At 30.0% G+C, this 14,263-nt stretch carries 13 protein-coding genes; all 13 read left to right on the top strand.

The features are described 5' to 3' along the window. The first annotated feature begins 23 nt into the window (after positions 1–23). The 13 genes from ACFS5M_RS06555 (at position 24) to ACFS5M_RS06615 (ending at position 14,258) form a co-directional block, all read left to right on the top strand. On the top strand, positions 24–1,049 hold the full coding sequence (locus ACFS5M_RS06555) for a glycosyltransferase family 2 protein (RefSeq protein WP_183487002.1): 1,026 nt from the start codon (positions 24–26) through the stop codon (positions 1,047–1,049). Positions 1,050–1,080: 31 nt separating this feature from the next. Further along, positions 1,081–2,010, top strand: coding sequence for a glycosyltransferase (locus ACFS5M_RS06560; protein WP_183487004.1), 930 nt, complete (start codon positions 1,081–1,083; stop codon positions 2,008–2,010). 84 nt (positions 2,011–2,094) lie between these two features. Then, positions 2,095–3,480, top strand: a complete 1,386-nt coding sequence (locus ACFS5M_RS06565; protein WP_183487006.1) for an asparagine synthase-related protein — start codon at positions 2,095–2,097, stop codon at positions 3,478–3,480. Positions 3,481–3,483: 3 nt separating this feature from the next. Then, positions 3,484–4,476 carry a glycosyltransferase family 2 protein gene (locus ACFS5M_RS06570; protein WP_183487007.1) on the top strand — a complete coding sequence of 331 codons (993 nt, stop codon included), beginning with the start codon at positions 3,484–3,486 and terminating at the stop codon, positions 4,474–4,476. A gap of 12 nt (positions 4,477–4,488) precedes the next feature. After that, complete coding sequence (locus tag ACFS5M_RS06575; protein WP_379898264.1) at positions 4,489–5,064, top strand: DapH/DapD/GlmU-related protein; 576 nt, start codon at positions 4,489–4,491, stop codon at positions 5,062–5,064. Between the two features lie 14 nt (positions 5,065–5,078). Next, positions 5,079–6,182, top strand: a complete 1,104-nt coding sequence (locus ACFS5M_RS06580) for a glycosyltransferase (protein WP_183487009.1) — start codon at positions 5,079–5,081, stop codon at positions 6,180–6,182. 1 nt (position 6,183) lies between these two features. Then, positions 6,184–7,173 (top strand): sulfotransferase family protein, encoded by a 990-nt coding sequence (locus tag ACFS5M_RS06585; protein ID WP_183487011.1) that lies wholly within the window; start codon positions 6,184–6,186, stop codon positions 7,171–7,173. A gap of 10 nt (positions 7,174–7,183) precedes the next feature. Next, positions 7,184–8,620, top strand: a complete 1,437-nt coding sequence (locus ACFS5M_RS06590; protein WP_183487014.1) for an MBOAT family O-acyltransferase — start codon at positions 7,184–7,186, stop codon at positions 8,618–8,620. 2 nt (positions 8,621–8,622) lie between these two features. Further along, a complete protein-coding gene (locus ACFS5M_RS06595) occupies positions 8,623–9,552 on the top strand; it encodes a hypothetical protein (RefSeq protein ID WP_183487016.1) in 930 nt (309 codons plus the stop codon). Between the two features lies 1 nt (position 9,553). Further along, positions 9,554–10,981, top strand: coding sequence for an MBOAT family O-acyltransferase (locus tag ACFS5M_RS06600; RefSeq protein WP_183487018.1), 1,428 nt, complete (start codon positions 9,554–9,556; stop codon positions 10,979–10,981). A gap of 2 nt (positions 10,982–10,983) precedes the next feature. Next, positions 10,984–11,892 (top strand): hypothetical protein, encoded by a 909-nt coding sequence (locus tag ACFS5M_RS06605; protein WP_183487020.1) that lies wholly within the window; start codon positions 10,984–10,986, stop codon positions 11,890–11,892. Next, positions 11,885–13,045 (top strand): glycosyltransferase family 4 protein, encoded by a 1,161-nt coding sequence (locus tag ACFS5M_RS06610; RefSeq protein WP_183487022.1) that lies wholly within the window; start codon positions 11,885–11,887, stop codon positions 13,043–13,045. Before ACFS5M_RS06605 ends, ACFS5M_RS06610 begins: the two co-directional genes overlap by 8 nt. Before the next feature lie 10 nt (positions 13,046–13,055). Beyond that, positions 13,056–14,258, top strand: coding sequence for a glycosyltransferase family 4 protein (locus tag ACFS5M_RS06615; protein WP_183487024.1), 1,203 nt, complete (start codon positions 13,056–13,058; stop codon positions 14,256–14,258). The last annotated feature ends 5 nt before the right edge of the window (positions 14,259–14,263 follow it).

The following is a 14,263-nucleotide window of genomic DNA, read 5'->3' on the forward strand; positions in this document are numbered from 1 at the left end:
TTTAATTTTATAATTGATACCTTTTGGAAAATTTAGATAAGATTAAAAATATTAAAGTTTCTGTTGTTTTACCTAATTTTAATCATGAGAATTATTTAAAACAGCGCATAGACTCTATTCTTAATCAAACCTATCAAGATTTTGAATTAATAATATTAGATGATGCATCTTCTGATGGAAGTTCTAAATTTTTAAAGCGCTACAGCGACCATTCAAAAGTCTCTCAAGTATTAATTAATAAAGAAAACTCAGGCTCTGTCTTTAAACAGTGGATTAAAGGGATTAACCATGCTAAAGGCGAATATGTTTGGATTGCAGAAAGTGACGATTATGCAGATGAAAAGTTTTTGGAGCATACCGTAAATCTCCTAGAAGCTAATGATAATCTAGGAATGGTGTTTACAGATTCATTTAAAGTATATGATAATCGAAAGGAAATGGGATTGGTTTCTTCAAGCCGAAAAATTTTAGAAACCTTAGTTCATGAAGAAAATAATATCATTCATAAAAATAATTTTCCAAAATACCTTCTAGATAAGTTAGTCATCGTTAATGCTAGCTCAGTTTTATTTAAAAAGGAGGCTTTACAGTCGGTAAATTTTGAAGTGTTAAAAGCCTTTAAAAATACAGGCGATATTTTTACTTATGTTGGTGTAGCCTTAAAATATAATATTGTTTACCTTCCAGAACCTCTAAATTATATGAGGCTTCATGAACATAACACAACCAAGAAGAATAAAAGTAGTGGCAGAATATATAAGGATAAGATTTTACTATTTGATTATTACTTTAATGATTTATCTAAAATTAATGATACACGAAAAGAAGTCGTAAATGTCTTTATTAGTTTCTTTTTTTTAGGAATAGATTATGGGAATTTTAAATCGATTCTCATGCTATTAAAAAAAATGTACCAAAATAGTTTTATTACTATAAAGCAGTATATTTCAATAAAAATAATTGCATTTTTTTATAACACATTGATGTATAAAGGAAAGCCTTATTTTTTGCGGGAACGTTTAAAAATCATTTTAAAGAAAAGTTTTTAAACTCTTAATATTATAATTAGAACGTTATATTTTGAATAAGATTAAACAACCATTAGTTAGTGTTTGCATGATTACATATGGTCATGAAAAATACATTTTAAAAGCAATAAATGGTGTTTTAAATCAAATCACTAATTTCCCTTTTGAGCTTATTATAGCTAATGATTGTTCTCCTGATAATACAGATCAAATTATTAAAAACTGTATCAAAACACTTCCAAATGGTTATCTAATCACCTATTATAATCATGATAAAAATAAGGGTATGATGTCTAATTTTGGGTTTGCACTTAACTCTTGTACAGGTAAATATATTGCGCTTTGTGAAGGAGATGATTATTGGAGTGACGCAATGAAGCTACAAAAACAAGTAGATTTTTTAGAAAACAACAAAGATTTTTCTTTAGTTGGATTTAACGCTAAGTTTAACAGAAATGATAAAGAAATAGATCAATTAGTTAGGACTGTACCAAATGAATTTGTTGATTTTACAACTTCAGATTTAATCAAAAAAAATCCATTTGTTTCCTCAATGGTTATGATTAGAAATATAGGCTTTAATAACATCATGTCAATCCTAGATAATTTTATTGTTGGCGATAAAGCACTTTTTACTTTATTGTCATTTAGCGGAAAATGTAGAATCTATTCAGAGCCAGTTGGGTTTTATAGAAAACATGAAAACAGTGTAACTAGCAAAAATAGAATTGAGTATGTGCCCTTCAGAGATGATTTAATTAACCGAATTAATCATGCTAAATTTTGGAATGATTATAGCGGAAATAAGTTTAATGAAGAGGTTAAAGAGGTTGTCGAATATAGATCAAAAGTACTAACAACAATGGCACTTAGGAATTCTGATTTTAAAACAGCAATTCATTATAGTCAATTTGTTAATCTAAAGACCATAAAAAAAACACGAACAAAAATAATTATTATGCTTCTAAAATTGTTTTCTTGATTTTATAAATTACTTGAATCTAAAGATAATACCTAACAAATGGTTTTTCTTCTATCGTGAATATTGCTATATTCGTCAATAATTATGAAGTCCTTAAAAACGCCAATATTACCTTCCAAACTACAGTTTGTTAAACAACATGCTGCGCACGAATTAAATTTTAAGGCCATCTGTATTTTTGCTGCTACTGGTTTTTTTTTAGACGATGATACCTATTGGAAAGATGAGGCATGTTTGCTTCCAGGACATGATCACATTTTCGATGAAAATAATTTTCTTATTGAAAGTAAACCGTGGTTTAAGTGGCATTATACACCAAAGAGTATTTCTTTTGAGCAAGCACTTGATGAATATATAAATTTATTTACGACAATCACCAAAGAACAGGTTGGAGAAAACCCTGTTATCTTACCACTGTCTGGCGGACTAGACAGTAGAAGTCAAGCGCTGGTCTTAAAAAATTTGAATAACACTGTACAGGCTTTTAGTTATTCTTTTCCAGGAGGTTATCCAGAACATAAAATAAGTAAACAAATCGCTGAAGTTTGTGGGTTTGATTTTGACGCATATAAAATATCAAAAGGCTATTTATGGAATGATATTGATGAATTAGCTGAAATCAATAAGTGCTTTTCTGAATTCACTCACCCAAGACAAATGTCTGTTTTAAAAGAATTAAAACAATATCAAGGTGTTTTTTCTTTAGGACATTGGGGAGATGTACTTTTTGATAGAGGTGCACCAGATGGAATTGTAGAAAAAGATATTATACCTCTATTATTGAAAAAAATGTTGAAACCTGGAGGACTAGAGTTTGCTGAATCCTTATGGGAAAACTGGAACTTAGAAGGTGAGTTTAAAACCTACTTCATTTCAAGAATAGAAAACTCTTTGTCAAAAATAAAAATTGATAATATAAGCGCAAGAGTAAGAGCTTTTAAAACTTCACAATGGGCTCATAGATGGACTACCATGAACTTAAGTATTTTTCAAGCTGCTCATCCTATTAGTTTGCCATATTACGATAACAGAATGATTGAGTTTATTTGTACTATACCTGAAGAATATTTAGCAGATAGACGATTACAGATTGCTCACTTAAAACAAGATAAAGCCATATCTAAAATTACTTGGCATGAACAAAAACCCTTTAATTTAAATAATTATCAGTATAATAAATCACCATATAATTTGCCTTATAGAGTATTTCATAAAATTAAACGTGAGTTTAATGCTGTAATTGGGAACCCTTACATTCAACGTAATTTTGAATTACAATTTTTAGGAGCAGATAATGATAAACATTTAAAGAAGTATATTTTTAATGACGATTTTTTTAAGCTCATTCCCAAATCAGTAATTGAAGAATTTTATAATAAATTTAAAAATGAAAATACAGTTTACTACTCTCACCCAACAAGCATGTTGTTAACTTTTGCGCTTTGGAATAAACATTTTCATAATAAATAAACGATGAAGTTAACCATAATCATTCCTGTATATAATGGAGCAGATTTTATAGAAAAATCCTATAATTCTATTATTAACCAACAATTAGAAGACTTTGAATTATTATATGTTAATAATAATTCTAAAGATGCTTCTGAAGAGCGTATCCAAACATTTGTAGAAAAGGATTCAAGAGTTAAGTTGTTGCAACAACCTAAACAAGGTGCAGCCGCCGCAAGGAATATGGGAATTTCTAAAGCTAAAGGCGATTATGTTTATATCTTTGATGTGGACGACGAAATCTATCCAAATGCCTTAAATAAAATGATTGCAGTACTAGACAACCATCCAGATAGATATGCGGTTTTTGGTAAAATGGTGAAATCTCACAAAGGAATTAGTGATACAATAAAACCTAGTGACGAAACAGATCAAGTAATTTTAAAAGACAAACCTTTTTGGGGTTTGCATTGGTTTTCTAGCTTGAAATCGGTTGTTGGTCCTCCAGCATTTTTATATAGAAGAACAGTATTTTCTAAAATTGGTGTGTACAATGAAGGGATTAAAAATACTGAAGATACTGCCTTAGATATTAAACTAGGAATGACCTGTGACATCGCTTATTTAGACACTTATGTCTATCTGTATTTTAAGCATGCTCAGTCCACAATTGAAATGGCAAAAGTGAACGAAGATCTTGTGTCTATGCATTGGACAAGGTTTGTGAAATCGCACTTGCCTTTTTATAAAGAGAACGAAGTTCCTGTACTTTATAAAAAACTATTGTATGCTTATTTGTATAAAACCACAGCAAAAAGAATCTGTAAAACCAGAGGATATAGCAAAAGGAATAATTTGTTAAATGAAATAAAAGCAGAAATCAAACCTGTAGAATTTCCTTTTGGATTGCGTTTTTTTCTGTTAATAATGACATTTTTTCCACTTTCATTTATTCTTAAATTCTATCTTTATTACCTTGTTCCTTTTTATATGAAGAATCATATAGAAACACTTTAAATGTTTTTTAAAATGAAACGGTTATTTTTTCTCATAAAACACGGATTTAAAAAAGTAATTCTTAGTCGTCTTTTTAATCGTTATGTTCATAAAAATAATATTATCATTGAAGATATAAATCAAACAGTTAAGGTAAGAGGTTGCACTGTAAAACCTGATACCATTAAGAAGAAATTTGAGCACTTAATGATTTATTATCCAGATTTTGCTTTTATTTTCTTTTGGAGGATTAAACAAAATAAATACAGGTGGAGAAAATGGTTTTATAATGAAGTTCCTTGTAAAATTTTCAGAAGTGCAAAAATAGATGGAGGCATGGTATGTTATCATCCTTTCGGAACAGTTGTTAACGCCAAAACGATTGGTAAAAATTTTCAGTTTAGAAATAATTTAACCATTGGAAATAAAGGCAATGATAACACCTTAATTCCTACTATAGGTAATAATGTTACAGTAGGAGCAAATGCAGTAATTATAGGAGAAATTACAATTGGCGATAATGTTGTTGTTGGTGCAGGCTCTGTAGTGGTTAAAGATGTACCTTCGAATTGTGTTGTTGTTGGTAATCCTGCCAAAATTATTAAATAAAGTAAGCATTTTATATGGCTAAAAAAATAAAGGTTTTATATACTATTCCCAATTTTAATACTGCTGGAAGCGGAAAATCTGTATATGATTTAGTAAAAGGTTTAGATCGAACCGTTTTTGAGCCTGAGATATGTTGTTTCCATAGTAAAGGCGCTTTTTATAAAGAAGTGGAAAAACTTGGGGTTAAAATTCACCTTTTTCCATTCACTGCACCATATACGCCTCGGCTAACCTTTTTATCTAGAGTTTTAAAAATTCGTAAGTTTTTTAAAACGAATCAATTCGATTTAATTCATTCTTGGCATTGGAGCTCAGATATTTCTGAGCCGCTTGCAGCTAAATTAGCAGGAATCCCTTATGTATATACTAAAAAAGCAATGGGATGGGGAAAAAAATATTGGACATGGAGATCTAAACTAAGTACAAAGGTTATCGCTGTTAATGAAGATATAATTGATCAATATTTATATAATATGTTGCCTAAAACTGAGAAGTTCCCTTTGGCTATTGATACCAATTATTATAAACCCTTTGCCCATAAATCAGAAACCACAAAAGAAACATACTTTAAAAACGACGATTTTGTGATATTATCAATTGCTAATATGGTTGCTGTAAAAGGCATTGAAATTCTTTTTGAAGCTGTAAAAGCCTTGAATGACGATCAAATTAAAGTGTTAATTGTTGGTAATGACCAGAATGAATATGGTCAAGATTTAAAAGCACGCTATAGCAATAACACTAATTTTGTATTTGCTGGTAAGCAATTAGAAGTAAGACCATATCTAGCTTTAGCTGATTTATTTGTTATTCCAACAAAAGATGAAGGACGTAGAGAAGGCATACCAAATGCACCACTAGAAGCAATGGCGACAGAATGTATTGTGCTTGGCTCTAATGTTTCAGGAGTAAAAGATATTTTGAAAACATTTCCTCAGTGTTTATTCGCCGCAAGTGATATTGAAGCACTAGCAGATAGAATAAAGTTTGTGAAGGAAATGCCTGAAAACGAAAGGAAATCATTAGCAGAAGCTATGCGCAATCAAGTTGTTAAAGAGTTTTCTATTCAAGAATTTTTAAAAAATCATGAAGAACTGTATTTAAAGATTATAAAGTAGAATGGAAGTTTTAAATAACTTATGGACATCTAAACAGCCAGAAGCCTTGCCAGACTTTATTATTGGTGGAGCAATGAAATCTGGTACCACAAGTTTACACGCCATTTTACACGCTCATCCAGATATAGCAATAGCTCATGATGAACTTGGCTTTTTTGATATAGATAGTATTTTACAGCATGGTGACTTTAATTTTTATGATGATAAAAAACAAATCTGGACAAGTCAGTCTATGTTTAAGCAACCTGAAGTGTTATGGAATTGGTATCTATCACAATTTAAAAATATAGAAAAAAAAGCACGCATAATTGGAGAAGATTCTACTTCATATTTAAGCTCGGAAGCTGCAGCTAAACGTATTGCATTACAAGAAAAACCTATTAAGTTAATATTCATTTTAAGACATCCAACACAAAGGTGTATATCAAACTATTTACATTATTTAAAATCAGGAAGAACTATTTATTCACTAGAAGATACCTTACGTTATAATCCAAATAGCATCATTAGAAGAAGTCTCTATAAAGAACAGTTAGAAGCGTATTATAAATATATTCCATTTCATAGAATCAAAGTTGTATTATTTGAGGATTTACTTCAAAACAAAGAAGAATGTATTAAAGAGATATGCGACTTTTTAGAAGTCGATTTTAGTAAATTTGACAAATCTGTTTTTAATACACATTCTAATAAAACGAAACTACCTAAATATGTTAATTTACAGCTTTTTAGAAACCGTTTACTTAGAAAAGAGAGCGATTATAAGTACTCTAATTTTTTGCCAGTTCAGCCTGCTTTTCAAAAACAAATGCCTTTGCGTTTTCGTTTAATTAATACATTACATAAAAAAATCAATCCGTTAAAAAGTAGCAATACATTTACGCCTTCAAAAGGAACAGTAAAGTTTTTAGATGATTTTTTTAAAATGGAGTTTCAGGGATTTGATTCACTTGTAAAAAAAGAAGTTTATTCTAAATGGTTTGATAACTAACTAATTCTATATGCTATTTAATTCCATAGATTTTGCGGTCTTTTTACCCATAGTTTTTGCGCTTTATTGGTTATTAAATAAACAAGCTCTTAAATTTCAAAATTTATTAATAGTTCTTGCTAGTTATTTGTTTTATGGCTGGTGGGATTATAGGTTTCTTGCACTTATCGTTTTTAGTACATTAGTTGATTTTTCTGTAGGTAATTATTTAAGGAAAACTACAGACGATTTTAAACGTAAGCTCTTGTTATATACAAGTGTTGTAGTTAATATTAGTCTCTTAGGGTTTTTTAAATACTATAATTTTTTCATTGATAACTTTATCACTGCTTTTACTTTTTTTGGTAACGATATTCAGCTCAATTCATTGAATATTATTTTACCTGTAGGAATAAGCTTTTATACGTTTCAAACATTAAGTTATTCAATAGATGTTTATAAACGGAAACTAGAGCCCACGACAGATTTTATTTCCTTTGCTGCATTTGTATCGTTCTTCCCACAATTAGTTGCTGGACCAATAGAACGTGCCACAAATTTACTTCCTCAATTTTATAAGCATAGAGAATTTAAGTATCACCATGCTGTTGATGGATTGCGACAAATACTTTGGGGATTTTTTAAAAAGGTTGTGATTGCAGATAATTGTGCGAAAACTGTGAATATTATTTTCAGCAACTATACAGATTATTCTGCAAGTACTTTGTTTTTAGGTGCTGTATTTTTTGCATTTCAAATTTATGGTGATTTTTCAGGGTATAGCGATATTGCTATAGGTATCTCTCGATTGTTTGGTTTTAATCTTAAGCAGAATTTTGCTTTTCCATATTTCTCAAGAGATATTGCAGAGTTTTGGAGGCGTTGGCACATGTCACTTTCTACATGGTTTAGAGACTATGTGTACATTCCTTTAGGTGGATCACGAGGAAGCCGATGGAATCAAATTAGAAATGTATTTATTATTTTTATTGTAAGCGGTTTTTGGCATGGAGCAAATTGGACTTTTATTATCTGGGGCGCTTTAAATGCACTCTATTTTTTGCCACTATTACTGATGAAAAAAAACAGGGTAAATACAGATGTTGTTGCACAACATACCAGACTTCCAAGTGTAAAAGAATTTTTTCAAATAGGATTAACTTTTTTATTAACTGTTCTAGCATGGATTTTCTTTAGGGCTGAAACAATTACAGAGGCAGCAGATTATATATATAGACTTTTTAATCGCTCAATGTTTAGTCTGCCAGAGATTAGACCAACATTTATATTTATCTTATTGTTAGGGTTTTTAATTGTTGAATGGACAGGTCGTAAACAGCAATATGCAATTGAAAAACTTTGGTTAAAATACCCAAAGGTTGTACAATGGGTAATTTATTACGTAATTGTAATGATAATATTTTTATATGGAGGTAGAGAACAAGAATTTATTTATTTTCAGTTCTAGATATGAAACAAATTATTTTTAAAATAACAGCATTTTCTTTTTTAATTTTAATTAGTATATTCTTTATATTTAGTTTGGCTGATGGGACTACTGATGCAATGTATTTTAAGTTTACAACGCCTAAACAAAACGCTATGATTATTGGTTCATCTAGAGCTGCTCAAGGGCTACATCCCCAAGAATTAAATCCAGTTTTACAACGAGATGATATTTTTAATTATGCATTTCAAATTCCTAGTTCTCCTTATGGAGAGATATATTTAGAAAGTATAAAAAGAAAAGTTTCAGAACAGACGATAAACGGATTGTTTATTTTAGAAGTCAACCCTTGGACTACAGGTTATAGAAAAGGTGTCAATGATGAAAAAGAATTTATAATTGAAGAAGGAGGCTTTTTAGAAAACACAAAATATGTTACCATGAATCCCAATATAGAATACCTATATGAATCATACAATGGAGGTTATATAAACATATTAAAAGATAAGACTAGAAAAGGAGCCTATCAAACCTTTTTTGTTGAAAATAACGGGTGGCTTCATGTTACTATTGAATCTGATTTAATTTCAAAAGCCGAAAGAACAGCTGCTAAAATGAAAACCTATAGAAACAAACTAATTGGTTTTAATGGCATGTCCGAATACAGAAAGGCAAGTTTGGTTAAGACCATAACCTTCCTTAAGCAATACGGAAAAGTCTATTTAGTTAGAATACCAGTGATTGAGGCTATGCTAGAAATTGAAAATGAACTCCAATCAAATTTTAATGACGAAATGAATAAAATTGCAATTGAAAACCAAGTCTCTTATATTAACATGATGCCTGAAAACAAACATTATGATTATACAGATGGTAATCATTTAGATATTGATTCTGGAGCTCAATTTTCAATAGATTTAGCTGAAAAAATAAAAACCTTGCAAAACCAATAATATGTTATTTAATTCTTTGGACTTTGCCATATTTTTACCCATTGTATTTGTAATATATTGGTTTGTTTTTAAATCTCATTTAAAACTACAAAACTTATTTATTGTATGTGCTAGTTATCTGTTCTATGCGTGGTGGGATTACAGATTTTTAGCATTAATAGCTTTAAGTACACTTGTCGATTTTATAGTCGCTAAACAGCTTAAAAAACAAAAAGATCAAAAGCAGCGTAAAGGGTTATTAATGCTTAGTTTGGTTTTTAATTTAGGAATCTTAGCCTTTTTTAAATATTTTAATTTTTTTATTGAAAGTTGGGTAGATGCTTGGCAGTTTTTAGGAATTAACATGCAAACATCTACACTTAATATTATATTGCCTGTAGGAATTTCATTTTATACTTTTCAAACACTAAGCTACACCATTGATATTTATAGAAATAAAATAGAACCTACAGATAGTTTAATTCAATTTGCAGCTTTTGTGTCATTCTTCCCTCAGCTAGTCGCTGGGCCAATTGAACGCGCCTCACATTTATTGCCTCAGTTTAATAAGAAACGCGTGTTTAACAGTGAGTTTGCCATTAGTGGATTTTATTTAATTATTTGGGGCTTATTTAAGAAAGTTGTTGTTGCAGATAATTGCGCCTTTTTTGTTAATCAAATATTTAATGGGACTTCTGGGCATTCTTCAATGGAATTGTTTTTAGGCGCTGTGCTTTTTGCGTTTCAAATTTATGGTGATTTTTCTGGGTATTCAGATATTGCAATTGGTATTGCTCGTCTGTTTGGTTTTTCATTAATGACTAATTTTTCTTTTCCTTATTTTTCAAGAGATATAGCAGAGTTTTGGAGACGATGGCACATCTCTTTATCTACTTGGTTTAGAGACTATTTATACATACCACTAGGAGGTTCTAAAGGCACTAAAGTACAAAGCTTAAGAAACGTGCTAATTGTATTTTTAGTTAGTGGTTTTTGGCATGGTGCAAACTGGACATTCATTATTTGGGGAGCACTTCATGCAGTATTGTTTTTACCATTACTTCTCGCTCAAAAGAATAGAACTTATGTAAATTCTACTAGAATTTCAATTCAACAATTTCCTAAACTATTAATAACATTTGTGTTAGTCACATTTGCTTGGATATTTTTTAGAGCAGATAGCGTTACTATAGCGTATGAGTTTATCGTTGAGATCTTTAGTTTTAATGGTAATTCATTGAATGTGTTTTTTAAGAGTTCTAAAACTTTATTGTTTAGTGCAATAATTGTATTCAGTATTCTTATCTTGCTCTTATTTGAATTTTTGGCTGTACAAAAAAATAAAAAAGAAGTTGTGCTGTCAAAGTATACAGCTGTAATTATTGCAATTATTATTTGTTTAATGGGAGTGTTTAAAAATCCATCTGAGTTTATTTATTTTCAATTTTAAGTATGCAATTATTTTTAAAAAGAATAGGCTTTATTACCTTAATATTCATAAGTGTTTCTATGATTATTTCTATAGGAAGTTTGTGGTCATTACGCCAATCTTCATTTTATAAACCTTCTTTTTTAGTGAATGATATAAAAGAAAAACAATTTGATTATATAATACTTGGGGCAAGTACTGGATTAACAACTTTAAATACTAAAACTATAGATTCGGTATTGCAAACTAATGGACTAAACTTAGCTATGGATGATACCGCTTTGTCAAGTCAGTATTTAATGTTGCAACATTTTTTGGCACAAGGTAAGTCGGCTAAATTTTGCATACTAGCACCAAGTGCAACTAGTTTTGAGGTTGATAACAATGAAATAAGTGGTAATGACTATCGCTTTTTACCATTCATTAACAGTGACTATGTATCCGATTATTACAAAGCGTTTTCTAAACAGCCAGCACCATTGCTTCACTGGTCTAAATGGGTGCCAATGCTAGGTGTTTCCTATTTTAATGCTGAATTATTTTATCCTTCATTATTGACAGTGGTTACACCAAAAAAGAGAAATAGATTTGATGATAAAGGCAACTATAATTACCCTATAAATAACAGTATAGATAAGCCTATTGTAAATACTAAAATGCTGCCTATTGACTTTAAAAATCCTTATGCGAATAAAATTAAGGCGTTGTGTGAATTACATAACATAAAACTAATTTGTTATTTTTCTCCTATGCAAACTAAAAAAGTGGTTACAGAAACAACAGGTTTTACGATAATAAACCATAGTAATCTGTTAAAAAATGAAATGTTCTTTTTCGACGAAAAGCATGTTAATAATAATGGAAGGTATATTTCAAGTATTCAATTTGCCAATACATTTAAATCCAATTATATTAGTTCTTTAGATGAATAATAAACTTAAAATAGCTATTTATTCAGGAGATATTCCAAGCACAATATTTATAGAACGACTTATTAAAGGCATCTCTAATACTGGTAATCATGTCTATCTTTTTGGGTTTTTAAAACGTAATGTGAGTTACAACAAATATGTTTCAGTAATTACCTATCGAAACACAAAATTTAGCAAAGCTATGCATTTGTTAAAGTATAGCTCTTTGCTTTATCTATTTAAACATAAAGAAAAAAGGGCTTTAGATGAAATTCTAAAACAACAATCACAAAACGCATTACATCATAAAGTGAAATGCTATCCAGTGTTATGGCATAAGCCAGATGTATTTCATTTGCAATGGGCAAAAGGATTAAAAGATTGGATTTGGGTTAAACAATTTAATATCAAATTAGTTCTTGGTTTAAGAGGCGCACATATTAATTATTCACCTGTAGCCGATTTACAATTAGCAAATATGTATCGTGAACATTTCCCTAAAGTAGATGTGTTTCATGCGGTTTCAAAAGCCATTGCTACTGAAGCCAATCAATACAATGCACCACAAGATAAAATAAAAGTGGTTTATAGTGGATTAGATATTAAAGCAGACCTTGCTCTTGATGAAAAACTAGACGATGTTTTCCAAATTATATCTATTGGAAGACCACATTGGGTAAAAGGGTATACTTATGCACTTGATGCGTGTAAAATTTTAAAGCAAAACAATCTAAAGTTTAAATATACTATAGTTGGATGTGACGATGATATAGAATTACTCTATCAGATTCATGATTTAAATTTAAAAAGCGAAGTAACACTCTTACCACAAATGTCATTTGAAGATGTCAAACAGAATATTCAATCTTCAGATTTATTACTATTGCCAAGTGTTAAAGAAGGAATCGCAAATGTTGTATTAGAAGCAATGGCACTCGGAACAATGGTTTTAACTACCAATTGTGGTGGAGTTAGAGAAGTCATTACAGATGGTGTTGATGGGTTTTTAACACCTATTCGAGATTCCAAAAAAATGGCGAATAAAATTTTAGAGATCTCGAATGCTACTCAAGAAAATAAAAATCTCATAGTCGCTAATGCTAAAAAAAATATAAGAAAGAATCATAGTGAAAAGCAAATGGTTGATAACATGTTGAAACTATACAAAAGCTAATTAGATTTCGATGGCTAAAAAAAAACAACATAAATCTACTATCGGAATTGTATTGTATTCGGTTCCACGGTATTCTGAAACTTTTTTTAGAAATAAAATAAAGGGACTTCAAGAAAATGGTTTTGAAGTTATTCTTTTTGTAGATTATTTTAATAAAGACGATATTAATTTTCCTTGTAAGATTGTTGCAGCTTCAGTATTTAACGAAGGAAAACTTAAAACGATAATCAATAGCCTTTTCGCTCTTTTAAAAGCCGTATTTGTTAATCCTAAACGGAGTTTAAAACTATTTCAACTAGATAAAAAAGATGGTGTAGCTCTTAAAAAAAGAGTGAAGAACCTTATTCTTAATCAGTTTTTTCTAAATGAAAATATAGATTGGTTGCATTTTGGCTTTGGTATGTTAGCCATAGATAGAGAAAATGTAGCTCAAGTTATGAATGCTAAAATGGCTGTTAGCTTTAGAGGTTTTGATTTGTATCTGTCGCCTTTAAGACATAAAGATTGCTATAAGTCACTATTTACTAAAAAAGTAAAATATCACGTGTTATCTCAAGAGATGAAACAGACTCTAATAGATTATGAAATCTCTAAAGACACCATTAAAGTTATTACTCCCGCAATTGATGTTACCTTCTTTCAAACCCAAAATAAAAACAGAGAGGATAGTGCTGTTATTCAATTAGTTTCTGTAGCTAGATTGCACTGGAAAAAAGGGCTAGAATATAGTTTAGAAGCGTTAAAGTGTCTTAAACTTGCAGGAGTAAAGTTTCAGTATACAATTATTGGAGAAGGTGCTCAATTAGAAAGATTAGTATTTGCCGCTCATCAATTAGAAATTGAAGAGAATGTCACTTTTACAGGAGCACTGTCTCATGATGATGTGAAAAGTCAATTAGAACAAGCCGATATTTATTTGCAATATAGTATTCAAGAAGGTTTTTGTAATGCTGTAATTGAAGCTCAAGCCATGGGTTTGTTAACTGTAGTATCTGATGCTGAAGGATTGAGTGAAAATGTGTTAAACAATGAAACAGGTTGGGTTGTACCAAAAAGAAGTCCAGAATTATTAGCTCATAAAATTATTGAAGTTATTAATCTATCTCCAGAAGAAAAAAATAAGATTAGAGTTCGTGCTATCGCTAGAGTGAAAGAGGAGTTTAACTTAAAAAAACAAAAACAAGCCTTTGTCGATTTTTATAAAAAAGATTAGGAGCA

This window comes from Lacinutrix iliipiscaria, assembly GCF_042686125.1.
GTDB classification, from domain to species: domain Bacteria; phylum Bacteroidota; class Bacteroidia; order Flavobacteriales; family Flavobacteriaceae; genus Oceanihabitans; species Oceanihabitans iliipiscarium.